This window comes from Aeromonas sobria, assembly GCF_050266975.1.
In the GTDB taxonomy this organism is placed as follows: domain Bacteria; phylum Pseudomonadota; class Gammaproteobacteria; order Enterobacterales; family Aeromonadaceae; genus Aeromonas; species Aeromonas sobria_B.
The window spans coordinates 38,173-63,949 of record NZ_JBKISU010000014.1; the positions used below are offsets into that span (position 1 = coordinate 38,173).

Consider the following 25,777-nt stretch of genomic DNA (forward strand, 5'->3'; position numbering starts at 1 on the left):
GGCCTCGCAATTCACTGGGGATAGGGAACCCAGTCCCCCTTGCCCAACAGGATGTGATACTTGTCCTGATACTCGATCACCACGGACCCACTGTTCTCAGAGACGGCCTGCGTCTGTGGCAACCCCTGCAGCAACCGGGGCCAGTCGATGGTCTCGCTGCCAAACAGATCCCCTTTCACCAGACGGGAGACCAGCTCCGAGATGGCCAGATAGCTGCTCGGCGCATCGATGATGCGGGTCTGCTCGTGCTTGGCCTTGGTGCCAAGCAGTGCCACTCCCACGGGTACCTGAGTGATGGTGGGGCTGGGAATATCCCGCAGCCCCGACATCTGCATGCGATCCCCCGACAACGCCGCACCGTGTTCCGGCACCAGGATCACCGCTACCTTGCGGCCGGAGGACTCCAGCTCGCTCATGAAGTGATCCAGCTGATCGAGCAGGGTCTTCAGGCGCGGTTTGAAGGGGGCGATCTGCTTGCTGGCCGCGAAACGGTTGCCGTCATGCAGGGCGATCAGATTGAAGAAGGTGGTGTTGCGGACGGCATCGCTTTGCGCCCGCTGCTCGACCCAGCGCGCAAACAGCGCATCGCCGCGGAAGATGGGCTCCCCATCGAACGAGGCGATGTCATGGGGCAGCCCCTGCTGGTTCATGAGAGCCACGTCCAGCCCGGCATTGGCGTTCAAGTCCTTGAGGTAGTTGCCGAAGGATCCGGAGTGATCCATGGCGACCTGTTTCTCGAAACCGAGGGTCGCGAGGTTTTCCATCAACAGGCACTGACGTGGTGCCACCGCATAGAGCCCCTCATGGCTGGGCTGGCCACAGCTGGCGCGCAGCAGACGGATGGAGGCCGGGCCGCTGTAGGAAGTCGCCGAGTTGAAGTGGGTGAAACGCAGGTCGAAATGCTGCCACACGGGGTGTTCGACCAGGCCGCTCGCCTCCACGTCGCTCCAGGCCAGCGAGCAAATGTTGATGATCAGCACGTCGAAGGGGGTGGCCTGTACCGGCAATTCGCTGGGAAAGATGACCCTGCGCCCCCTCTCCTCGTTGTAGAAGTCGTTGAGGTAGGCGGTCAGATTCTCATTGGTGGGGGGGGGCGCTCTGCTCCAGTTGCAGCGTCAGCGCCTCGTCCTCCACGGCGGCAGGCTCCTGGCGCTCTGCCTGGACAGCGGAGGAGAGCGCCGTCGCGGCCGAAAGCAGGCCATGGAAGGGGTTGCCCAGGATGGGCACCAACCACAACCAGAGCAGGGCGATCACTATCCAGGGGGTGAAGCGCAGCCACTGGGCCAGGAACAGGTAGAGGCAGATCATCACGAAGGCGGCGCCCACCATCTCCCAATTGATGAAGCGCGACAGCAGGTCGAACCAGTAATCCAGGGTAAAGGAGAAGATCTGGCTGCCCTGGCTCATGATGCTGTCGATGCCCGGCAGCCAGGTGTCGTGATAGAGCAAGGCCAGCCCCGCCGGCAGCGCCAGCCAGTGGCACACCCTGCGCAAGCCTGGCCTGCGCAGCGGCAACAGCAGGGCGCAGGCAAACACCAGGTTGGGCAGCGGATGAAAGTTGAGGTACCCGGCCCAGAGCAAGGCCAGTTTGAAGAGGAAATAGATATTCCAGCCTCCCAGTCCTTGCCAGTCCAGCCAAGGAGAAGAGGGGATGTCGGTGCGTCTGGTCATCGAAAATGGGTCACTTCTCATCAGCGTCATTGCGAAGGCGCCGGACATGACCGGCTATTGACAATAGTAATCGTCTCATTATGCAACTGTATCTCGTGACACCGTTACCCCAGCAGACGGCCCGTCCCGTGCAGAAAGGTGCCACAAGGAGCCAATCATAGCACCGGCACCCGAACAAATCCTACCCTCCCGCAGCGGTCGACGGCCCTCCTGGCGGTGGGAGAAATGGATCCGGCACGTCTCTCAGGATAGCCACAAGGCGACAATAGCTGTCACACCGAGGGGATTTCTCATCACTTGAGGGGAACTAAAGATTACGCCATGATGTCAACCCCGGCCCATGCCGGCGAAATTGGACAGCCAACCTCAAGGACCCCCCATGTTTGAACACGTCGATGCCTATGCTGGCGACCCCATACTGACCCTGGTCGAGACCTTCCACAAAGACACCCGTGAGCAGAAGGTGAACCTGGGGATAGGCCTCTATTACGACGAGCAGGGCCGCATTCCGCTGCTGCCCTCGGTGCAGCAGGCCGAAGCCCAGCGTGCGAGCGCCCCGGCGCCGCGTCCCTACCAGCCGATGGAAGGCGCAGCCAACTACCGCACCGCCGTGCAACACCTGCTGTTTGGCGCCGATCACGAGGCGGTGAAAGCCGGCCGCATCGCCACCATCCAGACCATAGGCGGCTCCGGCGCCCTGAAGATCGGGGCCGACCTGCTCAAGCGCTACTTCCCGAGCTCCGAGGTGTGGGTCAGCAATCCCACCTGGGACAACCACAAGGCGATGTTCGAAGGGGCCGGCATCAGGGTCCATGACTACCCCTACTACGATGCGGCCTGCGGCGGCGTGCAGTTCGACGCCATGATCGACTACCTGGGCCAGCTGCCGGCGAAAAGCATAGTGCTGCTGCACCCCTGCTGTCACAACCCGACCGGGGTGGATCTCTCCCGCGCCCAGTGGGACCAGGTGATCGCGCTGGTGGTGGACAAGGGGCTCATTCCCTTTATGGACATCGCCTATCAGGGCTTCGGTGACGGGCTGGAAGAGGATGCCTACGCCATCCGCGCCATGGTGGCCGCCGGGGTCAGCTTCTTCGTCAGCAACTCGTTTTCCAAGAACCTCTCCTTCTACGGCGAGCGCTGCGGCGGCCTGTCGGTCGTCTGCAAAGACGCCGAAGAGGCGAGCCGGGTACTGGGTCAGATGAAGGCCACGGTGCGCCGCAACTACTCCAGCCCCCCCACCCACGGCGGCCAGGTCGCCGCGGCCGTGATGAGCCAGCCCGAGCTGCACGCCATGTGGGTCGAGGAAGTGGCCGAGATGCGCACCCGCATCAAGGCCATGCGCGAGCAGCTGTTCGAGGTGCTCTGCGCCAAGGTGCCGGGCCGCGACTTTGGCTACTTCATCAACCAGCGCGGCATGTTCAGCTACACGGGGCTGACCCCGAGCCAGGTGGATCGCCTGCGGGAAGAGTTCGCCGTCTACCTGGTGCAATCGGGGCGCATGTGCGTGGCCGGCCTCAACAGCCGCAACGTGGAATACGTGGCCGACGCCTTCGCCGCCGTGCTCAAGGGGTAAGGCACCGGCTCCCGGCTGCCCGCCACAGGCGCCGAATGGAGCTCAAGCAACAAAGAAAACGGCAGGCCCATGGCCTGCCGTTCTGCTGTCTGAAACCCGGTTCCGTCAGGGGTGGATGACGATGGGGGTGCCGGGTTCGATGGCGTCCCACACCTCGTCCATGTCCTTGTTGAGCAAGGCGATGCAGCCATTGGTCCAGTTGGACGGCTGCAGGCTGGAGCCATTGCCGTTGCGCTGACCGTGGATCATGATCATGCCCCCCGGCCTGACCCCGAGCTCGTTGGCCGTCTGGATGTCGTCCAGGTTCGGGTAGTTGATGTGGATGGCCCGATAGAAGTTGGAGTCACTCTTCTTGTAATCCAGGGTATAGCGTCCCTCAGGGGTGCGCTGATCCCCCTCCCGCTGCTTGTGACCCTTGGGGGCCGGCCCCAGGGCTATCCAGTAGCGTTTCAGCTCCTTGCCATCCTTCATCAGGCTCAGGCTGTAGGAGGACTTGTTCACGACAACCATGTCCGCGCTCATGCCCAGACTGGCGAAACTCAATGCGGGCCACAGGCCCAGTACACACAAGAATACGGCTCTCATTCCATCCCTCGACGAGCCTCTGTGCGGGCTCCTGATATACGTCATCTGAATGCCGCCCCTTGGCGGCGAGCGCCATGATATTGGATCGCCATCAATACTCAATATACCCAGCAAAACATATCTGTCGCCATCATGTAGCCACCTCGGCGATCAATTCGGAAACCATAAACAAATCAGATTGGTAGCCAGGATCTCGTCCAGGGGGACGGCGATGCCGGCCTGCGGCCAGGATGGCGAGATGACGAAGCGGAGGAGCAGGCGGGGTGGATACGCGAGTCGAGCGGGTCAGACAAGCGGCATGCAGTATGGTGCTCCCCGACGACGTGACGCGGGAACATCAGATGAAAGCGCCGTGCAGCCCAGGGCGGCACGGCGCTTTGACTCAATCAAACAGCACAGTGACCGGCAGTCCCTCGACCAGCAAACCGGGCGGCAGCTTTTCATCCAGTGACAAGGCGACCTTGAGCGTCGCCTTCTCCCCTTCGAACGGGGCGGCGAGCTGCGCCGGCAGCTTGTCGGCCAGTTCGACCGGTCTGGCCACCCTGGCCGCCAGCCGCTCTCCGCTCGGCAGCTTGACGATGGCCCTGTGGCCCGTCTCCATCGAGGACAAATATTTGGGCAGCACATAGGCAATGACCAAGGGATCCTCATGCTTGGAGATCAAGGCAAGGGGGGCGCCCGAAAAGACCCAGTCGCCCTCTTGCACCAATACGTCAGAGACCCTTCCCGTTGCCGGAGCCTGGGGCTGTTGCTGCCTGGAGATGGCTTCCATCTCCGTCAGCTCCTGTGCCAGCAGGTGGCGGGCACTGGCCAGTGGCCCCGTCAGGTGATCCTCCAGGATCTGCAACTCTTGCTGGGTCTTCTCCGACCTGGCTCTTTGCAGGGCGATACGGGATTGAGTCCAGCTCAGCAGCACGCTGGCATACTCGGCGCTGGATACCAGCTTCTCCTTCCTGTAGCCCGCATACTCCTGGTAGATACCCTCCTGTTCACGGGAGCCCCGTTCGGGCATGCCTATCTGCTCATTCAGGTTGCGCAATATCTCGTGCTCTGCACTCTCCTTGTTCAGCTCGATGGCCTTCAGACGCGACCTGCGCCCTTCAATGTTGGCTTGCAGCGTCGGCGACTCAAACTGCATCAGGGCATCGCCTCTGGCGACGGATTGCCCGGGGGAGGCATAGATGTTGCGAATAAAACCATCGCCATTGGCCACCACCAGTTGCGGCTCGGTGGTGATGACGGCCGGCGCCTGGGTCAGCCACCACTCTCGTCCCAGATACCAGAGCAATATGATGGCAGGACTGAAGGCCAGCAGCAGGAGCAGGTACCAGCGTGCCCGAAAGGCGATGCGCCTGGCGGGGGCATACAGGACGCGGATCCCCTCATCCGAGGTGGCATCCTGTTTCTTGGGGGGATTGAATGTCACTTTCATCAGAATTTGTTTCCTCGTTTTAATACCCACCAGGGCGCCATGCTGCTCTCTTCGTGGCCACGCCGGAATAGTTCATTGAGCAATGCCACCGCGCACCACAGGCGCATCAGCAGCGTATAGACAGGGTACAGACACACCCAGGGCAACAACCGCAGATCGGCCCAGGGCCGCTCGGAGATCGCGAGCAGGAACACCAGAAAATTGACCAGGGTGAGAAACAGGTAGGCCAGATAGAGGCAGAGCATCAAGGCCGCCACAAACTGGCCAGGATAGCTGAGCACCAGCCACCAGCTGTAACCCATGACCAGCAGCGGCAACACCACGTTTTGCGCCACCCCGTAGACCAGGGTGAACAGGAAGGTCTTCCATCCCAGGATACGGGGGGTCAGCGACAGCTTGTGTTTGCGCAGATAGAGAAAAAGCAGGTCACCATCCCAGCGCAGCCGCTGATTGGCCAGGGTGACCAGATCCGCTGGCGCATCGGTGTGGCCGATGGCGCGGGGGGCGAAACCGATCTTCAGGCGGGGATGACGCTTGAGGTAGTGCTTTATCCGCACCGTCAGATCCAGATCTTCGGCCGTATGGGTATCCCAGCCTCCGATCTGGCGCAGGAAATCTCGGCGAAACGCCCCGAATGCCCCCGAGATGTTGTTGATCAGATTCCACTCGCTCAGTCCCGTCTTGCCCCCCTGCATGGAGATCATGTATTCAATCCCCTGCATCCGGGTCAGCAGTCCATCCCGCAAGTTGCGCACCCGCAGCGCCCCGCCGACGGCGGGCACATCGGGATCGTCGAAACAGGCGACGATCTCATCGATCATGTTGTTGTCAAATGAGGTATCCCCATCGGCATTCATCACTATCTCACCGGTCGCCGCCGCCAGGCCCGCGTTGAGGGTCGATACCCGCCCGCCACGCTGCCACTTGGGCAGCAACACCAGCGTCCGTCTCTCGCATCCCTGAAACGCCTCGACACAGCTCAGGGCCGCCCGATAGGTATGCGCGTTGGCGTTGGCGCCATCGATCACCGCAATGATCTCCATGTGCCCTCGATACAGCTGCTCCTTGAGGGTCAGGATGGTGGAGCGGATGGCCTCCCCCTCCCCGTAGCAGGTGATGATGCAGGAGACCCTGGGGCAGCGTCTGGATAGCGGCAGATCGGAGGTTCTGGGCACCTGACGGGCATACCACTTGAGGATCCCGATCAGGGTCAGCGCCATCAGCGGCACCTCCATCAGCAGCAACATGGGCAACAGCTGCAGGATCATCCCGGGGGAGAATTGCAGGCTGCCCAGCATCTCCATCAGGATATAGTGCACCGTGTTCATCCAGCCATGCATGCGGGATGCCCCCATCCAGCCAGCGGCTCAACCACTGGCCTGTCTCTTCACCCAGGGTCATGGGCAGGGGCTGCACCTTCACATCGAGCCTCAGGGAATCGAGCCCCTCTATGTGGTTCAGTGCCTGGATCCGGCCCTGCAAGATATGCCAGTCGTCCTCGTCCGTGTATGGCAACAGCAGCAACAGCTGATCGTCGGCATATTGGCAAACCACATCGGTATCCCGAAACAGCGCCTGCAACCGGGCGAGCAAGGCCGCCAGCCGTTGCTGCGTCTTCAGCAGCCCCAGCTCGGCCCGCAGATCGGCCAGATGTTCAACCCGGATCGCCAGCAGGGTATGGCTGCCACCGTGGCGCTGCAGCAGGTTGTTATTCCACTGCAACAGCCAGGGGAAGTGATCCATGGCCATGGGCGTCCCCCAGGCCAAGGGGAGATGCAACTGCTGGGTGCCCTCGCGGGCAATATGGCGCGCCAGCTTGCCGATACGGTATTCATAGATGGGCGACACCATCAGATCATCGGGCTTGTGCACCTGACCGCATTCGTGACAGCGAGCCTGCACCACCGCCTCCATGAAACGGGCGTGACAGGAGAGGCAGCGATACTTCTCCAGCGGCCGATCGTAGTCCACGCCGATATGGCGCAAGGTGGTCACACACTTGGGGCAGCGCAGCATCCCCTGCTTCATGAAGACATCCTGATCATCCACATGCCCGCAGGTGAAACAGTGCACGGCAGGCTTGGCCTGGATGGCGATGTGGGAGCACTCTGGGCACACATCAACGAAGTTGAGATGGGCCGAATGACAGCCGTTGCACAGACGCACCCGATCCACCAGTTGCTCGTTTTGCAGCAGGCGCTCCGCCACCAGCTGCGGCAAGGAGGCCTCGGCCTCGCTGCCCAGCAGGCAGTCGAGCAGCGGATAGCCGTACCCCTGGCGACATCCCGCCTGCCAGCGAGGCAACAGGCGGAAATGCGCGCGGGGCCAGCTGTAGCGCGCCAGTTTTTCCAGCTCGTCCGGATGCTCGCGCGGCGTCAGCAGCGCCAAACGTTCCAGTATGTCGGGCACTCGCTCATCCAGCTGGGGCAGGAGACCATCGGCCAGCATGGGCGCAAGCGGGCTCTTCGCCACGCAGAAGACAGGTTGCAAATAACGGGAGGGATCGCGGCGAACCGCCTGCAATACCCGATCTTGCTCTTCGGCCGGCAGGTTGAGCAATAACACCGGCTGTTGCTCTGCATTCCATTGAGACCAATCGGCAAGAGGCTGGGTGGCAACATCCACCGAGCCTCCCAGCAACGCGATCGGGCAGGGTTGTTCACTCGTACTCATCATGGGACATAGCCTCTTCCATAGACTAAAAAACAGGCACCGACTCAATGAAGGAACCGGCACCTCAGCATCAACTATGGCTGGTAAAGAGGCATCGCATCTGCGCGCATCCCCCTCGGCCAGGTTTGATGCCGACGGCATCGTCGACTCTCTCGACGAAGGTCATGAAAATGGCGAACGCTATGAAGGGGTTGGGAGCTGGCGCCATGTTTCATGTGCGGTCCAGCCGTCTCTGAAATGAGACCTGCGACTTTCCGAGCCCGACTCGCGTCGGGGGTGGCGAGGGGGCCGATTCTGGGTCTGGCCGGGAAATAGTCAACGGCAGGGCCCAGGGGGCAGAGGAGCCGTCCCGAGGATGGGACGAAGTAATTTCACGGTAGAAAAAATGAGTGGGGAAGGGGCCGAACCAGGTCGCCATTGGACGGGGATCACCTTCTCGCCGTCACATAGGCTGGCTGGCGCAGATTATTCACGATAAGAATTAACAAATAGACATGTTCTCATCGCGACATTCGATGTCGCCATGGGATCGCGGCATGCCTGTCCGCCCAGATCACCCGAGGCAGGCGGCGATCCCCCTCCCTCACGCCATCCCGAGGCATCGCCCCTCAGACAAAAAGAGCCCCTTATGGAGCTCCTTCAACGATATGACACCGGACTCAGGCAAGGGATGGCGCCGGATCTGCGGTCTCCAGGCGCCGGATCCAGGCCTCGAAGTCCGCCAGCATGCGCGCCTCCGACTCGCTGTTGTCGGCGATAAGCTCGGCCCCGTGCACCACCCGGATATGGGCGTCGAGCGGTGCCCCTTCCCCTGCCGGCGGGCGCTGGTGCGCCGCCGCCATGCACGCCTGGGCCTGCTGCCACGCCTCGTCGGCGCTCCGGTTGCACGCCTCGGCCAGGGGCGCCGCACTGAAGCCCTCGCCGGTGAGGCTCCTGAGCGTCTCGTCGTGGGTCATGCCGTTGCCCGGCCCCCAGTAGTGGGCGGCGAGATCCGGCCCGATGCGCGGGTTGTCGGTGAGGTAGCCGTCGCGCCCCAGGAAGTAGGCGCGGGTCTGCTCCACCGCCATCAGCGCCAGCAGGTAGCCGTGATAGGCGCAGGCCGACTCCTGGTTGAGCAGGTGCGGAATGGCCAGCAGCGGGCGCGGGCTCTCCACCCCCAGGATGGGGCGCTCCCACTTGCGGGCCAGGGCCAGCACGGCGTCGGAGGTGCGCTCGCTCTCTGCCATGGCGTAGAGATCCCGCTCGAAGTAGGCCACCAGGGCTATCTGGCGCTCATTGAAGGCGCGAAACGGCTGGCGCGCCGCTATCATGGCCTGGATGAGTGCGTCGGGGATGGGCTCCCCCGCCCCGTTCCTGGCGTAGCGTTTGAGCCAGTCGGCGTCGTCCAGCAGGCTGTCGCAGAACATGGACTGGGTCTCGGCATAGGCCATGGAGGTGGGGGGAAACTCCTGGGAGAAGCAGGGGGCGTTGCCGGTGACGTTGGCAAAATGCGCCGCGTGGCCCCCCTCGTGGAACAGGGTGTTGAGCCCGCTCCAGCCGCTGCCCACCTGGGCAGGATCCGCCAGACTGGTGAAGTTGACCACGGCGGGGACCCACTGCCCCTCCTGCCAGAAGCTCGGCACAGGGCCGTGGCAGAAGCCGTTCTCGTATTTCCCCTCCCGGGTCAGCAGATCCAGGGTGAGGCTGGCGCCGCGATACTGGATGCCGAGGCGGCGGAAGCTCTGGACCCAATCCTTCAGCGCCCGGGAGAAGGGCACATAGGGGTCGAGCTGGCGGGTCACGTCGCCGCTCACGCTGTAGCGCAGGTTGTGGGGCAGCAGCGCCGCCTCCCCCTTGGCGGCTTTCAGCTCCGCCAGGCTCTGGTGCACCCGCTGCTCGGTGCGGGCAATAAAGTCGTCAAGCACGGCGAACAGCTGCTCCGGGCTCATCTGCTCGTTCTTGTGCACCTTGTAGTCGAAGTAGTCGTTATAGCCCATGGCCCGGGCGAAGCGGTTGCGCAGGGCCACCACCTCGAGAAAGCCGTTGTCGACAACCCACTGCTCCAGGGAATGGAACATGGCCAGCGCGCTCTGGCGCACCTGCTCGTCGCTACTTGCGGCCAGCGCCGTGCTGGCGGCGGGCAGACTGCCGGGCACCTGATGGCCTTGCTCGTCCAGCAAGGTGAGTTTGAGCCCCTTGCGGCGGGCAAAGAGATCCGCCTCGGCGGCCACCAGCTCGTCCATCAGGGCCGAGGCTTTGGGATCCTCGATGACGTTGCACTCGAAGAAGGCAATCCAGCCCTCGAGACCACGTTTGAGATCCGTCTCCTCGGCCTGGGCCAGCATCTCCCGCAAGGCGGGCAGCCTGGCCGGATCGGCGCAGAACCCCTTGTAGGCCTGCTCGGCGGCCGTGAAACCGGCCTGATCGTCGCTGGTGCCCATATAGGTGGACCAGAACAGATCCTCCTTGTGCCTGTGTACCCTCAGGTAGTCGGCGTTGAGCTGGTTGAGATAATTCCTGGCAATGGAATTCATAAGTTCCCTCTTGTTGTTATGGGGTCAATCCGGGTCGGCCCCTTGTCGATGTGCGCAGGGATGCGCCAAGCCAAGCTAGCAGAAGCCCGCTTTCCTGTCTTCGCCCACCCGGCGTTCCCTGCTTGATTATCGTTGTTTCAAGCCAGTGGCAACGAGGCGCCGCCGGGGCGAGCATCCCGACCCCCACCAGCATGGGCGGGGGATTGGATACCCTGGTCAGGGCGCCTGGATCCAGCAGTGAGTCGCCACGCCAGCACTGTGTAAACCCGGGTGGCAGCATGTCAGACCCAGGCCGTCATGGCCTCGCCAGGAGCTGAAATAAAAGAGGCGTCCCTGATAGGGGACGCCTGAAACGTCAAGCCTTGTGGCTTGCGGACAAACGGAACCAATACTTCACACACTGCACACTATCGGTACTGTCTCGGGTCAGGCTCAACCCTGCCACTTGCCCCCTTCCACTATCACGTCGTTGGGGTCGGTATCGGCGCTCAACTTGTCGCGCACATACTGGTCATAGAGTTTCAGCAGGTACTTCTCTTCACCCAGCTTGGCGAGGCGGTCGTTGACCCAGTCCCTCAGCTCGACGTTGCCCTTCTTCACCGCTGGCGCAATGGGGTCTTCCGCCCCCAGCTTCTCGGGCAGCACCCGGTAGCCCGGATTCTCCTTGGCCCAGCTGAAGAGCACTAGGTTGTCCTGGGCGTAGGCATCGCCTCGGCCCTGGGCCAGAGCCTGCAGGGATTCGCTGTTCTTCTCGAACTTGAGCACCTTCCAGTCCGGGTGGTTGCGAGTCAGCCAGACGTCCGCCGTGGTGCCCGTGGTGACGATAAGCCGCTTGCCCGCCAGATCGTCGAGTTTCTTGGCGGGGCTTCCTTCCGGCACCAGCACCTGCACCGCGACCTTGAGGTTGGGGTTAGTGAAGTCCACCACTTCGCGCCGCTCCGGGGTCACCGTCATGTTGGCGAGGATGAGATCCACCTTGTCGCTCTGCAGGAAGGGGATGCGGCTGGCGGGCTCCACCGCCACGAACTCGACTTTCTTCTCGTCCCCCAGCAGATCCTTGGCGAAGCGGCGACCGAGATCGGTGTCAAAACCGACGTAGTTGCCCTTCTCGTCCACATAGCCAAAGGGGGGCTTGTCGGTGAAGACGCCAACGATGAGCTTGTCCCGCGCCTTGATCTTGGCAAGGGATCCCTCTTCTGCCTGGGCGGTGCCGCTGGCGAGGCCCAGACCGATCACGGCGCTAAATAGAACTGAGGTGATTATTTTCATGCTGACTCCTTTCGTTTGATGACAGTGGTATAAGAAAACTTGGCGAGGAACTGGCGCGCGCGCTGACTCCTGGGGTTGTCGAAGAACTGGTGGGGGCTAGCCTGCTCCAGGATCTGGCCCTTCTCCATGAAGATGATGCGATCCGCCACCGCTCGGGCGAACGCCAGCTCGTGGGTGACGATGAGCAGTGTCATGCCGCTGCCGGCGAGATCCCGAATGACCTCCAGCACCTCCTGCACCATCTCGGGGTCGAGGGCGGCGGTCACCTCGTCAAACAGCATCACCTGGGGATTCATGCACAGGGCCCGCACTATGGCGATGCGCTGCTGCTGGCCACCGGAGAGCTCGCGGGGGTAGGCGTGGCGCTTCTCCCAGAGGCCAACCCGGGTCAGCAACTGTTCCGCCTGCAGCAGGGCCTCCTGCCGCTCCCGTTTTTGCACCTGCAGGGGGCCCAGCAGCACGTTCTCCAGCACCCTCAGGTTGGGGAAGAGGTGATAGCTCTGGAACACCATGCCGATGCGCTGGCGCAGCCGCTGCCAGTCGGTATTGGCATCCAGCAGCACGCCGTCGAAGCGGATGTCGCCGCCCTGAATCGACTCGAACCCGTTGAGGGTGCGCAGCAGGGTGCTCTTGCCGCAGCCGCTCGGCCCCAGGATAACGATCACTTCCCCGGGGTTCACCGTGAGGCTGATCTCGTCCAGCACCCGGTTTGGGCCGAATTGTTTGCTGACAGTATTGAGTTCAATCAGAGGTGTCATACCGCATTACCCCATTTTTGCTCCAGCCGGCGCGAGGCGAGCGAGAGCGGATAGCAGACCAAAAAGAAGAACAGGAACAGCAGGCCATAGATGAGCAGCGAGGCATAAGTGCGCTCTATGATCTGCTGACCCACCTTGATCACCTCCACCACCCCGATCAGCACCGCCAGCGAGCTGGTCTTGATGATGCGGGTATGGATGTTGATGGTCGGCGGCGTCAGCCGTTGCAGTGCCTGGGGCAGCAGCACGTGGCGATAGAGCTGCCAGCGGGAGAGTCCGAGGGCCAGCCCGGCCTCCTGCTGACCGCGGGAGAGCGACTTCAGGCCGCCACGCACCACTTCCCCCACCTCGCTGGCTCCCCAGAGAGAGAGCACCAACACGGCACACCAGAAGGCCGGGATATCGAGCCCGAAGACGATGGGCAACCCGAAGAAGAAGAGGTAGAGCCACACCAGCACGGGCACCACCCGAAACAGCTCCAAATAGACTCGAAGCCCCCCCCTGGTCAGCCTGCCTCCCTGGTGGGCCAGCACGCCGTAACCCAGGCCACCCAGGGTGGAGGACAGGATGGCGAGCAGCGAGATGGCGAGGGTCTGACCCGCACCCACCGCCAGCAGGGGCAGGGCCTGCGTCAGCTGCTCAGTGATCGAATTGACCATATTGAACCCTCCATTCCAGTGCATCGGTGGCGAGTGACGGCGGCAACCGGAAGATAAGTACCCACATCGGGATCAGCGTCTGAATCAGCGATTCAGTGACCGAACTGACCATATTGCAGCCTCCTTTCAACGACGCGCAGGGCAAAGGACAGCGGCAGAAAGATCAGCACGCACACCAAGGTCAGCACCGCCAGCATCTCGTAGGTCTTGTAGTAAAGGGCGATGTAGTTCTTGGTGGTGTAGAGGATCTCGGGCACCGCCACCGCCGAGGCCACAGTGGTCTCTTTCAAGAGGAAGATGAAGTTGGCAAAGAGCGCCGGCAGGCTGGCAAGCCAGGCCTGGGGAAGCTGCACGTGGCGCAGCAGTTGCCAGCGGGAGAGACCTATGGCACGCCCCGCCTCAAGCTGGCTGAGAGGCACAGCCTGAATACCCGCCCGCAACGCTTCCGTCAGATAACCACCGCCGAGGAAGGTCATGGCGATCACCGCTGTGGCAAAGCCGGAGAGCGACAACCCCAGCGCCGGCAATCCGAAATAGAGAAAAAACAGCTGGATCAGCAGCGGTGTGTTGCGGGCCAGCTCCACATAGCTGCGGATCACCTTGTTCAACCAGGGCTTATGCAGGCCGAGCAGCGTCACGTTGAGCAGCGCCACCCCAAGGGCGGTGAGGATCACCAAGGTGCCGAGCTGCAAGGTGACCCAGACCGACTTGCCAAAGGCTGGCAGCGTGGTGAGGACAAAGGACCAGTCGAAGATCATGCGGGGATCCTCCCGTCGCGGCGCAGCCGCTGGGGCAACACAGTGATGGCGTCCGGGTACTTGATGCCGGCGCCGGTGTTGAGCACCACCACCCGCTCACCCCCCTGGATCCAGCCACTTTCCCGCAACTGGCGAGCGGCGGCGAAGGCGGCCGCCCCTTCCGGACAAACGAAGCTGCCTTCCTGGGCGGCGAGCTGGCGAATCTCTGCCTGGATGGCGTTGTCGTCGACTGCTATGGCGCAGCCCTCGGTGCGATAGAGGGCGTCCAGCACCAGGAAGTCCCCCAGCGCCTTGGGCACATTGATGCCAAAGGCCAGGGTCTGGGAGTCGGGCCAGAAGCGCGATTCGCGCTCTCCCTGCTGCCATGCCTGGACTATGGGGGCGCAGCCGCTCGCCTGGACCGCCACCAACCTGGGCAGGTCGCCCTTGACCCAGCCCAGCTCCTGCAATTCCCGCAGCGCCTTGTAGATGCCGATGAGGCCGACCCCGCCGCCAGTGGGATAGAGGATCACGTCCGGCAGGGTCCAGCCGAGCTGCTCGGCGATCTCCAGCCCCATGGTCTTCTTGCCCTCGATGCGATAGGGCTCCTTGAGGGTGGAGGCATCGAACAACCCCTGCTCCGCCACCGCCTGGGCCACCTGGCGACCGGCGTCGCTGATGAGGCCATCCACCAGATAGAGGCGGGAGCCGGCCAGCGAGGTCTCCAGCCTAGTGATGGCGGGGGCTGCTTGCGGCATGACTATGGTGCTGCGCAGCCCGGCGCGAGCGCCGTAAAGCGCCCAGGCCGCACCGGCGTTGCCGTTGGTGGGCATGGCAAAATGGGTGACGCCGAGCTCCCGGGCGCGGGAGACCCCGACCGCGGCGCCGCGGGCCTTGAAGGAGCCGGTGGGGATGACGCTCTCATCCTTCACCCAGAGATCCGGAATGCCGATCTGCTTGCCCAGGGTGGGCAGGGGCAGCAGGGGGGTGAAGCCTTCCCCCAGGGTGACCACCCGGGCGGGGTCACGCACCGGCAGCAACTCGTGATAGCGCCACAGACTGGCGGGACGACCCAGCAGGGCGGCCGGGTGCCAGGCCTGCTTCAGGGCGTCGAGATCGTAGCTGGCCAAGAGCGGCGCGCCCGCCCGGCTCAGTTGCCAGGGCTGGTCGGCATCATGGGTCTCGCCGGTCTTGCTGCAGCGCAGATGTGAGAGGTAACTATGGGGCATGGGTTATCCTGAATATGTCGTCTGTTGTCAGTTACTTATTCCATCCTGTAACCAAAGCGCCTGATAACAAACGAAATAAAGCGGCAAACTTAAGCAGAAAAGCACATATGAAGCCTGTCATGCCGAGTCCGCCATCAACGAACCCCCTTCCTCTCCAGCAACAAAACGGGGAGCCAATGGCTCCCCGTTTTGCCTCTCCTTGCCAGGCTCAGATCTGATAGTCGATGGCGGGCTCTCCCCCCATGGCGCGGGCCTGAATGTCCGCCAGCGCCAGCTCAGGGTTGCAGAGCTGGATAAACTGCCAGGCGAAGTTGTGCTGGAACTGCCCCTGCTTGAGCCCGATCCAGGCGGTGTGAGGTGCGAACAGCCGGCTGCCGTCCAGCTGCACCAGCCCCTTGTCCCGCTGGGGATCGAACGCCATGTCCGCCAATATGCCCACCCCCATCTCCAGCTCGACATAGGTCTTGATGACGTCCGAATCCTGGGCGGTCAACAGGATCTGCGGCGTGATGCCGGCTTCGGCAAACGCCTCGTCCACTCGCGCCCGCCCGGTCAAGCCGGCCTGATAGGTGATGATGGGCCAGTGGGCCAGCGCCGCCAGGGTCAGCTCCCGCTCGGCACTGAGCGGATGCTGCTCCGGCACCACTATGTTGTGATGCCAGCGGTAGTAGGGAAACGCGACCACACCTTCGCTCGTGTCAAGCTGCTCGCTGCTGATGCCGATGTCCACCTCACCAGTCTGCACCAGCCGCACTATCTCCTCCGGGCCGCCCTGGCGCAGCTCCAGCTGCACCAGCGGAAACTGCTCGCGAAACGCCTTCACCACCCGGGGCAGGGCGTATCGCGCCTGAGTGTGGGTGGTCGCCACCAGTAGCCTGCCCGACTCGCGGTTGGCGAAGGCACTGGCCAATTTACGGATGTTGTCGGCGTCACCCAGGATACGTTTGGCGATCGCCAAGAGCTCCTTGCCTGGCTCCGTCATGCCGAGCAGTCGCTTGCCGTAGCGCACGAACAAGGCGATGCCGAGCTCCTCCTCCAACTCGCGGATATGGCGGCTGACCCCGGACTGGGAGGTAAATAATGCATTGGCCACTTCGGTCAGGTTGTAGTCGCGCCGAGCGGCTTCCCGGATGATCCGTAACTGCTGAAAATTCAATTCATCGCCTCCTGCGCTGGCGGGTCTAAGTGTCGCCCGCCGCCCCGTGCTTGCTGGTCTCTGTACAGCCTCTCGCGAAGGCCATTCCCATGACGGCCTCGGCCTCAGATCTGGTAGTCCGGGTAGAGCTGGGCCTGTCTGGCCACCAGCCTCACCCCCTGGCCGGGGGCGAAGGAGCGGGCGGCCTCCTTGCTCAATTCGGCCTCGAAGTGTGCACCGTTTGTGTCTCCAATGCCACGTAACTCCACCCGGATGCGCGGCCCCATGGGCAACAATCGGGTGATGGTGGCGCTGATGCCACCCGGCGCATCCGCCGGCAGTATCTCCAGCTCGTGGGGACGCACATAGGCGACGGCCGCGCTGCCCTCTGCCAACTGGGAGGGGATGGGCCCGCCCAGCAGCTGCTCGCCGATGCCGAGCCCCTGCCCGGCCACCCGACCACGGAACAGGTTCACGCTGCCGAGGAAGCTGTGCACAAAGGCGCTGGCAGGCTGATCATAGACCTCGGAAGGGGTGCCGATCTGCTCGACCCGGCCGGCGTTCATCAACACCACCCGATCCGCCACCTCCAGCGCCTCTTCCTGATCGTGGGTCACGAACAGACTGGTGACGTGCAACTCGTCGTGCAATTCGCGCAGCCAGCGGCGCAGCTCCTTGCGAACCTGAGCATCGAGAGCGCCGAACGGCTCGTCCAGCAGCAGTACCTTTGGCTGTACCGCCAGGGCGCGGGCCAGGGCGACTCGCTGGCGCTGGCCGCCGGAGAGCTGAGTCGGGTAGCGCTCGGCCACGTGACTGAGCTGCACCAGGTCCAGCAACTCTCTGACCCGGGCGCGGATGGCCGTCTCGACCGGGCGCTCGCCACGCGGCTTGACCCGCAAGCCAAACGCCACGTTCTCGAACACCGTCATGTGGCGAAACAGGGCGTAGTGCTGGAACACAAAGCCGACGTTGCGCTCGCGCACGTGGAGATCCGAGGCATCCTCGCCGCGGATGATCACCTGGCCAGCGTCGGCCTGCTCCAGCCCGGCGATGATCCGCAGCAAGGTGGTCTTGCCGCAGCCGGAGGGGCCGAGCAGCGCCACCAGCTCACCGTCGTGAAAGTCGAGGTTGATGTCGGCCAGCGCCGCGTACTGGTTGAAATGCTTGTTGAGTCCTTGTACCTGAATGCTCATGGCAGCCTCTTGAATTCGGTGATCAGTGAGAGTGAACGGGCTGGGCACGCAGCCGGGCCAGCAGGGTTTCCCCCAGCAGGGTGAAGATCCCGAACAGGGCCAACAGGCTTGCCACCGCAAAGGCGGCGCCGGTCTGGTACTCGTTGTAGAGAATTTCGATGTGCAGCGGCAGGGTGTTGGTCTGACCGCGAATGTGGCCGGAGACCACCGACACGGCGCCGAACTCCCCTACCGCCCGGGCGGTACAGAGCAGCAGGCCGTACATCAGGCTCCAGCGAATGCCGGGCAGGGTGACGCGCCAGAACATCTGCAGGCCGCTCGCCCCCAGCATGATGGCCGCCTCCTCCTCTTCCGGGCCACGGGCCTCCATCTGGGGCAGCAGCTCGCGCACCACGAAGGGCACAGTGATGAAGGTGGTGGCCAGGATGATGCCAGGGGTGGCGAAGATGATCTTGATGTCGTGCTCGCTCAGCCAGTCGCCAAACCAGCCTCGGCTGCCAAACAGCAGCACCAGCATCAGGCCTGCAATCACCGGCGACACCGAAAATGGCAGGTCGATGAGGGTGATGAGCAGCTGGCGACCCGGGAAGCGGAAGCGGGCGATGGCCCAGGCCGCGGCAACCCCGAACAGCAGGTTCAGCGGCACGGCGCACAGCGTGACCAGGGCGGTCAGCCCCAGGGCACTCAGGGCGTCCGGCTCGCTGATGGCGCGCCAGAAGAAGGCCAGCCCCGGGCTCAGTGCCTGAATAAAGACGGTGGCCAGGGGTAATAGCAGCAGGGCGGAAAACCAGCCCAGACCAACAGTGACCAGCAGCCACTTGACCCAGATGGGTTCACGGGTGACGGCAGGGTGGCGAGCCAGGGGGACCGATACCGCTTCCTGTGCCAGCTCCAGTGTCGAGTTGGATGCCGTCATACGCGAGACCCTCCTATGCGAGCCCAGCTCCAGGCCTGCAACTTGTTGATGAGTAATAACAAAACAAATGAGATCAGCAACATGACCACGGCGATGGCGGAGGCGCCAGCATAGTCGTACTCCTCCAGGTGACTCATGATCATCAGGGGCGCAATCTCGGAGACCATGGGCAGGTTGCCGGCGATGAAGATGACGGAACCGTACTCCCCCACCCCCCGTGCAAAGGCCAGGGCAAAACCGGTCAGCAGGGCTGGCAGCAGGGTCGGCCACAGCACCCGCGTGAAGGTCTGCCAGCGGTCGGCGCCCAGGCTGGCGGCAGCCTCCTCCTGCTCGGTTTCGGTCTCCCGCAGCACCGGCTGCAGGGTGCGTACCACGAACGGCAGCCCGATAAAGGTAAGCGCGATCACCACGCCGATTGGGTTGTAGGCGAGCTCTATACCCAACGGCACCCCCCACTGACCTATCCAGCCGTTGGGGGCAAAGATGGCGCACAGGGCGATGCCGGAGACGGCGGTCGGCATGGCGAACGGCAGGTCGATGAGTGCATCCACCAGCCGGCGACCGGGGAAGGTGTAACGTACCAGCACCCAAGCCAGGATCAGCCCGAACAGGCTGTTGAGCAGGGCGGCGATAAAGGCGGCCCCGAAGCTGAGGCGAAAGGAGGCGAGCACCCGGGGGGAGCCTATCACCTGCCAGAACTCGGCGGCCGTCAGGTTGTTGACCGCGAACAGCACCAGCGCCGAGAGCGGCAGCAGCACCAGGATGCCGAGGTAGAGCAGGCTGAAGCCCAGAGTCGGGCCAAAGCCAGGTAAGACGGAGTAAGAACCAAATCGCATAACGCTTCCATTTGTTATGAAAAACATTCGATACGGTGATTCTGCTCACGACCGCAAGAGACAACAAACATCAATAACACCTTTACTAAGCACTTTTTTATCTAACCAGAGCGGTACAGGCCTTTAGAGCCATAAAATAAAAAAAGGTCTTTTATATACATAAAAGACCTTAAAAGGAGCGTCATGCCATGTGCCAAGTGACCCAAGAATGATTGCCATCTCTCCTTCTGACAGGGAATTACGCGGGGGGCCCCTCTAGGGAGGGCAATTTGCACTCCCATGAAGTCGGGGCAGGCTCGACCACCAGCTCGGCCCGGCGGTAGAGGGCGCCAAGCAGGCTGAGCCCCTGACTCCACTCCCCATGACCGGACTGGGCATTGATGTGGCCCACCTCGCCGGCATCGAACAGCGGCACCTGCCACTGACGACTCCAATATTCGGCTCGCTCGAAGCTCATCCAGGGATCGTTGCGGCTGGCGATGATCTGGGCCGACACCCTGATCGAGCCCGTCAGCGCCTCGTCAGGGATGCCGAAACGGGCCGGATCCGCAGGGGCCACTATCAGGAGGGAGGATACCTTGTCCGGTTGCAGCCGGGCGGCGGCGATGGCCGCCAGGGCACCGAAGGAGTGGGCCACCAGATGAACCCGGCCACGCCGGCTCCTGATCTTGCTCGCCAGCTTGGCGCTCCACACCGTCAGGTCCGGCTTGTCCCAGGGCAGACCAACCATGCGCTGCCAATGGGAAAAATGCTGGTGCCAGCGGCTCTGCCAATGATCCGGCCCGCTGTTATGCAGACCGGGAATCAGAAGAATCTTGTTCATCATGGTGCTCCTCTCTGTTAGCGCAGAGGCCGGTACGGCTCAGCGGCCCGGTTGATAAATCTGGTCAAACAACCCGCCCTGGGCGAAATGTTTCTTCTGTGCCTTGTCCCAATCCCCTTCCAGATCCTTGACGGTAAAGAGGGTCAGTTGCGGGAACTGGGATGCCGTCTCCTTCAGGATCGCCGGGTTGCTCGGGCGATAATGGTATTTGGCGATGATGCGCTGACCCTCGTCGGAGTAGAGGTGTTCGAGGTACGCCTTGGCGACTGCCTCTGTGCCGTGCTTCTTGGCCACCTTGTCCACCACGGCCACCGGCGGCTCAGCCAGGATCGAGACCGAGGGCACCACCAACTCGAACTTGTCGCTGGTCCCCGGCTGATTCAGCACCAGTAGGGCTTCGTTCTCCCAGGCCAGCAAGACGTCGCCGAGGCCGCGCTCGATGAAGCTGGTGGTGGCGCCCCGGGCGCCGGAATCGAGCACCTTCACGTTCTTGAACAGCTCGCCCACAAACTGCTTGGCCCCCTCCTCGCTACCGGTGCTCTTGAGGGCATAACCCCAGGCCGCCAGGTAGTTCCAGCGCGCACCGCCCGAGGTTTTGGGGTTGGGGGTGACGATGGCGACATCTTTGCGCACCAGATCGTCCCAATCCTTGATCTGCTTGGGGTTGTCCTTGCGCACCAGGAAAACGATGGTGGAGGTATAGGGGGAGGCGTTGTTGGCCAGCCGGCTCTGCCAGTCGGCGGCGATCAATCCCTCCTTGGCCACGGCTCCGACATCATAGGCCAGGGCCAAAGAGACCACATCGGCTTCCAGCCCCTCAGTCACAGCGCGGGCCTGCTTGCCGGAGCCGCCATGGGACTGGCTCACCACTACATCATCCCCCGTCTTGGCCTTCCATTCCTTGGCGAAGGCGGCGTTGTACTCCTGGAACAGCTCCCGGGTCGGGTCATAGGAAACGTTGAGCAACCGCACCTCGGCGGCATGGGCCTGACCGAGGGTCAGCAATGCGAAGAGGGTGAGGGCTGTCTTGGTCATCTTCATGGTGATACTCCTTTATCTGGGATGGAGTCAGCATGCCGTGACCTCGTTATGCACAGAACCAAGAATAAACGCTTTGCTTATCTCTTTTACTCATATCAATTCGGTGCAAAGCGCCAGTCGAGCGCAGTGTGAGCCAGACCCCGGCTCCCCCGTGCGCGCTGTGCCATCATGGGATCCAGGCAGAGGCGCATGAGCAAGGAGTTCGGCATGTGGATCGATGCAGACCCCATCAACGGGGCCCTGGTCTCCCTGGCCATCGGCCTCATCATAGGGCTGGAGCGGGGCTGGCAGGTGCGCCAGCTGGGGGACAACCAGCGCGTCGCCGGGATGCGCACCTATGGTCTCATCGGCCTGCTGGGCGGCGTCTGCGCCCTGCTGCTGCCGACCCTGGGCACCTGGCTGCCCCTGCTCGGCCTGCTGGCGGTGCTGATGGGCTGCACCCTCTCCATCTGGCTGGCCCAACGCTGGCAGGGGGAGTTCGGCCTCACCAGCTCGGTGGCCATGGTGCTCACCTATCTGCTGGGGCTGATGTCCGTGCTGCTGAGCCCGAGCGAGGCGGTGGCCTGCGCCGTGCTGGCGGCGCTCCTGATGGGGCTCAAGGGCAAGATCCAGCAAGGCATGCTGTTTCTGAGCGAGACGGAGTTTCACGCCACCCTGCGCTTCTTGCTCATCTCCCTGGTGCTGCTGCCCGTGCTGCCGAACCAGGAGATGGGGCCCCTCAACGCCTTCAACCCCTTCCAGATCTGGCTGATGGTGGTGGTCATCGCCGCCATCTCCTTCTCGGGCCACTTCGCGGTGCGCCTGCTCGGCACCCGTGCCGGGCTGGTGCTCACCAGCATGCTGGCGGGACTGGCCTCCTCCACCGCCCTCACCCTGCAATTTGCCCGGCTCAACAAGGAGCAGCCCGGGCTGGAGCGACTGCTGGCCACCGGCATATTGCTGGCGGGGGCCACCATGTGGCTGCGACTGCTAGTGCTGGTGCTGCTCATCCAGCGGGATCTGGCCCTGCGCCTGGCCCCGCCCCTGCTGATCCTGGGGCTGGTCGTCTACGGCTTTGCCTTCTGGTTCTGGCGCCAGCGGGAGGCAACCCCGGATGAGCCCGTCCAGCCCGAGACCCGCAACCCGCTGGATCTCGCCACCGCCATCAAGTTCGGCCTGCTGCTGGCCCTCATCGGCTTCCTGGCCACCCTGCTGCAGAGCGAGGTGGGCGACTCCGGGGTCTATCTGCTGGCCCTGGTGTCGGGGATCACCGACGTGGACGCCATCACATTGTCGCTCTCCCAGCTCACCAGCAAGGAACTGACCCTGGAGGTGGCCACCCGGGGCATACTGCTGGCCGGGCTGGTCAACTCCCTGGTCAAGGGGGTGCTGGCCCTGGTGATAGGGGGTCGCCGCCTGGGCAGCCGGGTGCTGGCGGCCTATCTGATGTCCGCCCTGCTGGCCCTGCCCTTCGCCTGAGGAGGATCCCGGACGCGGCCGGAGGTATACTGGCCGCCTCACAGACCAGCGGAGAAATCGACCCCATGAGCGACTGGGACAAGGTATTGGCGGGGGGCGCCCTCGACAGCCAGAGCGAGGAGATAGCCAGCGATCGCATTCGCGGCCAGGCGCTGCTGGCCCGGCTCAACGCCTCGGCGGCGGGGGATCAGGCCCTGCGCCGGCAGATCTGCGCCGAGCTGTTTGGCCACTGCCCCGACTCCTGCTGGATCAGCACCCCCTTCACCTGCGAGTTTGGCCGCAACATCCACATCGGCGAGCAGACCTTCTTCAACTTCAACGTCACCATTCTCGACGTGGGCGAGGTGCACATCGGCAGCCATGTGCTGCTGGCCCCCAACGTGCAGATCTACACCGCTACCCACGACATGGACCATCTGGCGCGGCGCAGCTGGACCGCCTACAACCAGCCGGTGCGCATCGGCGATGACTGCTGGATTGGCGGCGGTGCCATCATCTGCCCCGGCGTCACCATAGGGCCGCGTTCCATCATAGGGGCCGGCGCCGTGGTGACCCGGGACATACCGGCGGACTCGGTCGCGGTGGGTAATCCGGCCAACGTCATCCGCACCCTCAGCCCGGACGAGCCCCGGGATCAGGCGCTGCTGTCATGATGGCCCTGGCCCTGCTGCCCCTGATCTGGACCGCCTGGCTCGGCATTGAGGGGGCCAACTGGTGGCCGCTGGCCCTGGTCACCACCATGAGCCTGCTCACAGTGCTGGCCTACGCCCACGACAAGCGCCAGGCCATTCGCGGCGGCTGGCGCGTCCCGGAATCCCGCCTCCATCTGTTGGAGCTGTGCGGCGGCTGGCCCGGCGCCCTGGTGGCCCGCCACTGGCTGCGCCACAAGACCCAGAAGGGCAGCTATCGGCTGCGGTTCTGGTTTATCGTGCTGCTGCACCTCAGCCTGTGGGGGCTCTGGATCAGCCGACCGCTCTGGCAGGGGACATGAGCGGACAAGCTCCCGGGCATGGCCGCCAACGGATCGGCATGAGACAACAAGGCCAGCCGGTTATCCCGTTCAGTGCAAGGAGGTTCTTATGACCATGTGGACAGGCATAGTCCTGATCGTCTTTATCAGCGTGCTGTTCGGCTATCTCGGCAAGCGCGCCCGCTACCAGCTGGGGGATGCCCGCATCACGGATCGCCTCGGCAAGCAGGATCTCGTCATCAAGGAGCTGCAGGAGCGGGTCGCCAATCTGGAGGCCATCGTCATCGAGGAAGAGAAGCTCAAGCCATTCAGGGATCTCTGAGCCGGGCACCCAGTCTCCGTTATCCAGAGAGGAAACAATGAACATTCGACGATTCAACATCGGGGATGAAGCCGCGTTATTTAAGGTTTTTTTATCGGCAGTGCATGAAGTTGCATCGGCAGAGTACACAGCGGAGCAGATTCAGGCATGGGCGCCCGAGGATATTTCCCCGACGCTGTGGGCTGACCATATCAGGACATTACGCCCCTTTGTCGCTGACATTGATGGTGACATCGCCGGGTATGCTGACGTTCAGCCCAATGGCTATATCGACCACTTTTTCGTGGCTGGCTCTCATGCACGACAAGGGGTCGGCACCCGCTTGATGATGCGCCTTCATGAAGAGGCCAGGTTATTGGGTATCGACGAACTGACGGCCGATGTGAGCAAGACGGCGGAACCCTTCTTCGCACTGCATGGCTTTCATGTGGAGGAGAGAAGGTATCCAGTCCGCCGTGGCGTCATGATCCCCAATGCATTGATGCGCAAGGCATTGTAGTCCAGGCAGCCAGCCCCATGGCTGGTCTCGAAATGGACGCTATGGCGCCAGCCGTCTGGCCAATGATGCTCTGAACGGACGCGCCATCAACAACGGCAACCCATGGGTTGCCGTTTTACTATCTCTCCACATGGCGGAATGTATCGCTATCGCGGCGAGAGTGGTGACTGTTGCATCGCCTCCGCCAGCGCGGTCTGGCCCTTGGCCTGCAAAGCATCGACGACCCCCAGCCGGTCCCCCTCCTCCTTGTTCTGACTCAGCTTGAACTTGCCCACCAACCCGGTTATCTCGATTTCGATGCCCACCACGGCCGCCACCATGGCTTCGACATAGTCCCTCGGCGCATCCGCCATCTTCCAGGGCCTTGGCTCGGCAGCCTCCTGGGTGCGAGTCAGGGTGGCCAGCAGGCGGCGCACGAAGCGGGCATCGTCCCGCACCCGGATGCGGCCATGGGCATGTACCACGGCATAGTTCCAGGTGGGCACCTGCTTGTGGTGCGCCTGCTTGCTCGGATACCAGTTGGGGGAGATGTAGCCCTCGGCGGCCCGGAAGATCACCAGCACCTCCTGCCCTTCCTTCACCTCCTGCCAGAGCGGGTTGTTGCGAGCCACATGGGCCCGCAAGATCCCATGCTCCCCCTCATCGCCATCGAACTCGAACGGCAGGTGGTTGGCATCCAGCCCCAGCTCGCCAGAGGTGATCAGGGCGCCCAGGGGGTGGGCCTGCATCAGCTGGTGCAAAGAGGCGGGATCGGTAACGGCGAAATGGGGTGGCAGATACATGGGAGCTCCTTGGTTCCGGTTGGCGTGTCCATACGCAATACGGGGGATCATGCCCTGCCTGGCGCCGGCCGTCACCCCGAATCTGCCGACCGGCGCCGCCAGCGACGGGGCCAGCCACGAGCACCACACCGACGTAACGGCCAGGGGACTGACCCCTCCTCCCGCTCAGCCCCTCTGCCCTGTCACTCCCCCCTCCCCTTGGCCAGATAGCCGATACGATAGAGTTCGGCCTCCGGGGGCATTGACGAGGGGAGCGAGGGGAGAAAATCCGCCTCAAGCCACTCCCAGCGGGAGAGATCCCAGCCACTCACCATGGCCTCGCCATGCAGTCCGGCCAACTGGTCGTGGGAAGCGACCTTGGTGCGCCGCAGCCTGGCCATGCAGGTCCCGTCGAGGGAGGCCGGATCCGGCGCCCGCAGCAGCTGCCAGCTCTGGATGCGGGGCCAGCCGAAATGCCGGGTGAGCGCCGCGAATCCCTCGCTCGCCAGGAATCGGTCCATGGCCTCGGCGCTGTGCCACACATAGAAGGGGGCATAGCGGTTCTCCTGCCCCGGCAGGGCCCCATCGTCCTGGCGGCTGTAGAGATAGGCCTTGAACAGCAGACCGGGAAAACCATCCAGCTTGGCGCCATGGTTGGCGATCCTAGCCTCGATCAGTCCCATGTCGTAGTCCGCCGGCAGGGTAAATCTGTAGTGCATGG

25 protein-coding genes and 1 pseudogene are annotated in these 25,777 nt (G+C 63.2%); 6 read left to right on the top strand and 20 right to left on the bottom strand.

Annotated features, from left to right (window positions below):
• Window positions 1-11: 11 nt before the first annotated feature.
• The gene (gene bcsG, locus ACLHZ1_RS09820) at window positions 12-1,073 is read right to left on the bottom strand and encodes a cellulose biosynthesis protein BcsG (protein WP_427262004.1); all 1,062 of its coding nucleotides are present in this window, start codon (window positions 1,071-1,073) and stop codon (window positions 12-14) included.
• 4 nt (window positions 1,074-1,077) lie between these two features.
• Window positions 1,078-1,671 (bottom strand): cellulose biosynthesis protein BcsG, encoded by a 594-nt coding sequence (gene bcsG / locus ACLHZ1_RS09825; protein ID WP_427261935.1) that lies wholly within the window; start codon window positions 1,669-1,671, stop codon window positions 1,078-1,080.
• A gap of 379 nt (window positions 1,672-2,050) precedes the next feature.
• Here bcsG (ACLHZ1_RS09825) and ACLHZ1_RS09830 point away from each other — a divergent pair, with 379 nt between their 5' ends.
• Window positions 2,051-3,247: an aromatic amino acid transaminase gene (locus ACLHZ1_RS09830; RefSeq protein ID WP_427261936.1), complete on the top strand. Its 1,197-nt coding sequence runs from the start codon at window positions 2,051-2,053 to the stop codon at window positions 3,245-3,247.
• Window positions 3,248-3,352: 105 nt separating this feature from the next.
• Here the strand turns inward: ACLHZ1_RS09830 and ACLHZ1_RS09835 are convergent, their stop codons facing one another.
• From ACLHZ1_RS09835 to ACLHZ1_RS09910, 16 genes and pseudogenes are all read right to left on the bottom strand, one after another.
• Window positions 3,353-3,832 carry a L,D-transpeptidase family protein gene (locus ACLHZ1_RS09835; RefSeq protein WP_427261937.1) on the bottom strand — a complete coding sequence of 160 codons (480 nt, stop codon included), beginning with the start codon at window positions 3,830-3,832 and terminating at the stop codon, window positions 3,353-3,355.
• A 382-nt stretch (window positions 3,833-4,214) separates the two neighbouring features.
• Window positions 4,215-5,264 (bottom strand): HlyD family secretion protein, encoded by a 1,050-nt coding sequence (locus ACLHZ1_RS09840; protein ID WP_427261938.1) that lies wholly within the window; start codon window positions 5,262-5,264, stop codon window positions 4,215-4,217.
• The gene (locus ACLHZ1_RS09845; protein ID WP_427261939.1) at window positions 5,264-6,604 is read right to left on the bottom strand and encodes a glycosyltransferase family 2 protein; all 1,341 of its coding nucleotides are present in this window, start codon (window positions 6,602-6,604) and stop codon (window positions 5,264-5,266) included. The genes ACLHZ1_RS09840 and ACLHZ1_RS09845 overlap by 1 nt, the downstream gene beginning before the upstream one ends.
• A 178-nt stretch (window positions 6,605-6,782) precedes the next feature.
• Window positions 6,783-8,078 (bottom strand): annotated as a pseudogene (locus ACLHZ1_RS09850) (hypothetical protein); the annotation flags it as partial.
• 518 nt (window positions 8,079-8,596) lie between these two features.
• Window positions 8,597-10,450, bottom strand: coding sequence for a M3 family metallopeptidase (locus ACLHZ1_RS09855; RefSeq protein ID WP_427261940.1), 1,854 nt, complete (start codon window positions 10,448-10,450; stop codon window positions 8,597-8,599).
• Window positions 10,451-10,882: 432 nt separating this feature from the next.
• Entirely contained in the window at window positions 10,883-11,719 is an 837-nt protein-coding gene (locus tag ACLHZ1_RS09860; protein WP_427261941.1) for a transporter substrate-binding domain-containing protein, read from the bottom strand.
• Complete coding sequence (locus tag ACLHZ1_RS09865) at window positions 11,716-12,477, bottom strand: amino acid ABC transporter ATP-binding protein (RefSeq protein WP_427261942.1); 762 nt, start codon at window positions 12,475-12,477, stop codon at window positions 11,716-11,718. The genes ACLHZ1_RS09860 and ACLHZ1_RS09865 overlap by 4 nt, the downstream gene beginning before the upstream one ends.
• Window positions 12,474-13,136, bottom strand: coding sequence for an amino acid ABC transporter permease (locus ACLHZ1_RS09870; RefSeq protein WP_427261943.1), 663 nt, complete (start codon window positions 13,134-13,136; stop codon window positions 12,474-12,476). Before ACLHZ1_RS09870 ends, ACLHZ1_RS09865 begins: the two co-directional genes overlap by 4 nt.
• A gap of 92 nt (window positions 13,137-13,228) precedes the next feature.
• Window positions 13,229-13,894 (bottom strand): amino acid ABC transporter permease, encoded by a 666-nt coding sequence (locus ACLHZ1_RS09875; RefSeq protein ID WP_427261944.1) that lies wholly within the window; start codon window positions 13,892-13,894, stop codon window positions 13,229-13,231.
• Window positions 13,891-15,102 (bottom strand): threonine synthase, encoded by a 1,212-nt coding sequence (locus ACLHZ1_RS09880; protein WP_427261945.1) that lies wholly within the window; start codon window positions 15,100-15,102, stop codon window positions 13,891-13,893. The genes ACLHZ1_RS09875 and ACLHZ1_RS09880 overlap by 4 nt, the downstream gene beginning before the upstream one ends.
• A 208-nt stretch (window positions 15,103-15,310) precedes the next feature.
• On the bottom strand, window positions 15,311-16,258 hold the full coding sequence (cbl, locus tag ACLHZ1_RS09885) for an HTH-type transcriptional regulator Cbl (protein ID WP_427261946.1): 948 nt from the start codon (window positions 16,256-16,258) through the stop codon (window positions 15,311-15,313).
• 104 nt (window positions 16,259-16,362) lie between these two features.
• Window positions 16,363-17,430 carry a sulfate/molybdate ABC transporter ATP-binding protein gene (locus ACLHZ1_RS09890; RefSeq protein ID WP_427261947.1) on the bottom strand — a complete coding sequence of 356 codons (1,068 nt, stop codon included), beginning with the start codon at window positions 17,428-17,430 and terminating at the stop codon, window positions 16,363-16,365.
• A 22-nt stretch (window positions 17,431-17,452) separates the two neighbouring features.
• Complete coding sequence (gene cysW / locus ACLHZ1_RS09895; protein WP_427261948.1) at window positions 17,453-18,346, bottom strand: sulfate ABC transporter permease subunit CysW; 894 nt, start codon at window positions 18,344-18,346, stop codon at window positions 17,453-17,455.
• Complete coding sequence (gene cysT / locus ACLHZ1_RS09900) at window positions 18,343-19,182, bottom strand: sulfate ABC transporter permease subunit CysT (protein WP_427261949.1); 840 nt, start codon at window positions 19,180-19,182, stop codon at window positions 18,343-18,345. Before cysT ends, cysW begins: the two co-directional genes overlap by 4 nt.
• Before the next feature lie 238 nt (window positions 19,183-19,420).
• Window positions 19,421-20,005: an RBBP9/YdeN family alpha/beta hydrolase gene (locus ACLHZ1_RS09905; protein ID WP_427261950.1), complete on the bottom strand. Its 585-nt coding sequence runs from the start codon at window positions 20,003-20,005 to the stop codon at window positions 19,421-19,423.
• Between the two features lie 39 nt (window positions 20,006-20,044).
• Window positions 20,045-21,046 (bottom strand): sulfate ABC transporter substrate-binding protein, encoded by a 1,002-nt coding sequence (locus ACLHZ1_RS09910; RefSeq protein ID WP_427261951.1) that lies wholly within the window; start codon window positions 21,044-21,046, stop codon window positions 20,045-20,047.
• Between the two features lie 207 nt (window positions 21,047-21,253).
• Between ACLHZ1_RS09910 and ACLHZ1_RS09915 the strand changes: the two genes are divergently transcribed.
• From ACLHZ1_RS09915 to ACLHZ1_RS09935, 5 genes are all read left to right on the top strand, one after another.
• Entirely contained in the window at window positions 21,254-22,504 is a 1,251-nt protein-coding gene (locus ACLHZ1_RS09915; RefSeq protein WP_427261952.1) for an MgtC/SapB family protein, read from the top strand.
• Window positions 22,505-22,569: 65 nt separating this feature from the next.
• Window positions 22,570-23,157 (top strand): sugar O-acetyltransferase, encoded by a 588-nt coding sequence (locus ACLHZ1_RS09920; protein WP_427261953.1) that lies wholly within the window; start codon window positions 22,570-22,572, stop codon window positions 23,155-23,157.
• Window positions 23,154-23,495 (top strand): DUF1294 domain-containing protein, encoded by a 342-nt coding sequence (locus ACLHZ1_RS09925; protein WP_427261954.1) that lies wholly within the window; start codon window positions 23,154-23,156, stop codon window positions 23,493-23,495. Before ACLHZ1_RS09920 ends, ACLHZ1_RS09925 begins: the two co-directional genes overlap by 4 nt.
• 88 nt (window positions 23,496-23,583) lie before the next feature.
• Window positions 23,584-23,796, top strand: coding sequence for a hypothetical protein (locus tag ACLHZ1_RS09930; protein WP_427261955.1), 213 nt, complete (start codon window positions 23,584-23,586; stop codon window positions 23,794-23,796).
• 37 nt (window positions 23,797-23,833) lie between these two features.
• Complete coding sequence (locus ACLHZ1_RS09935) at window positions 23,834-24,295, top strand: GNAT family N-acetyltransferase (RefSeq protein ID WP_427261956.1); 462 nt, start codon at window positions 23,834-23,836, stop codon at window positions 24,293-24,295.
• A 146-nt stretch (window positions 24,296-24,441) separates the two neighbouring features.
• Here ACLHZ1_RS09935 and ACLHZ1_RS09940 read toward each other — a convergent pair whose 3' ends face one another.
• Both ACLHZ1_RS09940 and ACLHZ1_RS09945 read right to left on the bottom strand, forming a co-directional pair.
• Entirely contained in the window at window positions 24,442-25,077 is a 636-nt protein-coding gene (locus ACLHZ1_RS09940) for an FMN-binding negative transcriptional regulator (protein WP_427261957.1), read from the bottom strand.
• 182 nt (window positions 25,078-25,259) lie between these two features.
• Complete coding sequence (locus ACLHZ1_RS09945) at window positions 25,260-25,775, bottom strand: DUF4865 family protein (protein ID WP_427261958.1); 516 nt, start codon at window positions 25,773-25,775, stop codon at window positions 25,260-25,262.
• Between the last annotated feature and the right edge of the window lie 2 nt (window positions 25,776-25,777).

Excerpts from the sequence above, each read along its gene's own strand:
- ACLHZ1_RS09870 (WP_427261943.1), bottom strand. The coding sequence starts at position 13,136 with ATGGTCAATTCGATCACTGAGCAGCTGACGCAGGCCCTGCCCCTGCTG.
- ACLHZ1_RS09945 (WP_427261958.1), bottom strand. The coding sequence starts at position 25,775 with ATGCACTACAGATTTACCCTGCCGGCGGACTACGACATGGGACTGATC.
- ACLHZ1_RS09930 (WP_427261955.1), top strand. The coding sequence starts at position 23,584 with ATGACCATGTGGACAGGCATAGTCCTGATCGTCTTTATCAGCGTGCTG.
- ACLHZ1_RS09840 (WP_427261938.1), bottom strand. The coding sequence starts at position 5,264 with ATGAAAGTGACATTCAATCCCCCCAAGAAACAGGATGCCACCTCGGAT.
- ACLHZ1_RS09905 (WP_427261950.1), bottom strand. The coding sequence starts at position 20,005 with ATGAACAAGATTCTTCTGATTCCCGGTCTGCATAACAGCGGGCCGGAT.
- cysW (WP_427261948.1), bottom strand. The coding sequence starts at position 18,346 with ATGACGGCATCCAACTCGACACTGGAGCTGGCACAGGAAGCGGTATCG.
- ACLHZ1_RS09860 (WP_427261941.1), bottom strand. The coding sequence starts at position 11,719 with ATGAAAATAATCACCTCAGTTCTATTTAGCGCCGTGATCGGTCTGGGC.
- ACLHZ1_RS09875 (WP_427261944.1), bottom strand. The coding sequence starts at position 13,894 with ATGATCTTCGACTGGTCCTTTGTCCTCACCACGCTGCCAGCCTTTGGC.
- ACLHZ1_RS09855 (WP_427261940.1), bottom strand. The coding sequence starts at position 10,450 with ATGAATTCCATTGCCAGGAATTATCTCAACCAGCTCAACGCCGACTAC.
- ACLHZ1_RS09880 (WP_427261945.1), bottom strand. The coding sequence starts at position 15,102 with ATGCCCCATAGTTACCTCTCACATCTGCGCTGCAGCAAGACCGGCGAG.
- ACLHZ1_RS09910 (WP_427261951.1), bottom strand. The coding sequence starts at position 21,046 with ATGAAGATGACCAAGACAGCCCTCACCCTCTTCGCATTGCTGACCCTC.
- ACLHZ1_RS09835 (WP_427261937.1), bottom strand. The coding sequence starts at position 3,832 with ATGAGAGCCGTATTCTTGTGTGTACTGGGCCTGTGGCCCGCATTGAGT.
- ACLHZ1_RS09915 (WP_427261952.1), top strand. The coding sequence starts at position 21,254 with ATGTGGATCGATGCAGACCCCATCAACGGGGCCCTGGTCTCCCTGGCC.
- cysT (WP_427261949.1), bottom strand. The coding sequence starts at position 19,182 with ATGCGATTTGGTTCTTACTCCGTCTTACCTGGCTTTGGCCCGACTCTG.
- ACLHZ1_RS09845 (WP_427261939.1), bottom strand. The coding sequence starts at position 6,604 with ATGCATGGCTGGATGAACACGGTGCACTATATCCTGATGGAGATGCTG.
- ACLHZ1_RS09935 (WP_427261956.1), top strand. The coding sequence starts at position 23,834 with ATGAACATTCGACGATTCAACATCGGGGATGAAGCCGCGTTATTTAAG.
- ACLHZ1_RS09940 (WP_427261957.1), bottom strand. The coding sequence starts at position 25,077 with ATGTATCTGCCACCCCATTTCGCCGTTACCGATCCCGCCTCTTTGCAC.
- ACLHZ1_RS09920 (WP_427261953.1), top strand. The coding sequence starts at position 22,570 with ATGAGCGACTGGGACAAGGTATTGGCGGGGGGCGCCCTCGACAGCCAG.
- ACLHZ1_RS09865 (WP_427261942.1), bottom strand. The coding sequence starts at position 12,477 with ATGACACCTCTGATTGAACTCAATACTGTCAGCAAACAATTCGGCCCA.
- ACLHZ1_RS09890 (WP_427261947.1), bottom strand. The coding sequence starts at position 17,430 with ATGAGCATTCAGGTACAAGGACTCAACAAGCATTTCAACCAGTACGCG.
- bcsG (WP_427261935.1), bottom strand. The coding sequence starts at position 1,671 with ATGACCAGACGCACCGACATCCCCTCTTCTCCTTGGCTGGACTGGCAA.
- ACLHZ1_RS09925 (WP_427261954.1), top strand. The coding sequence starts at position 23,154 with ATGATGGCCCTGGCCCTGCTGCCCCTGATCTGGACCGCCTGGCTCGGC.
- ACLHZ1_RS09830 (WP_427261936.1), top strand. The coding sequence starts at position 2,051 with ATGTTTGAACACGTCGATGCCTATGCTGGCGACCCCATACTGACCCTG.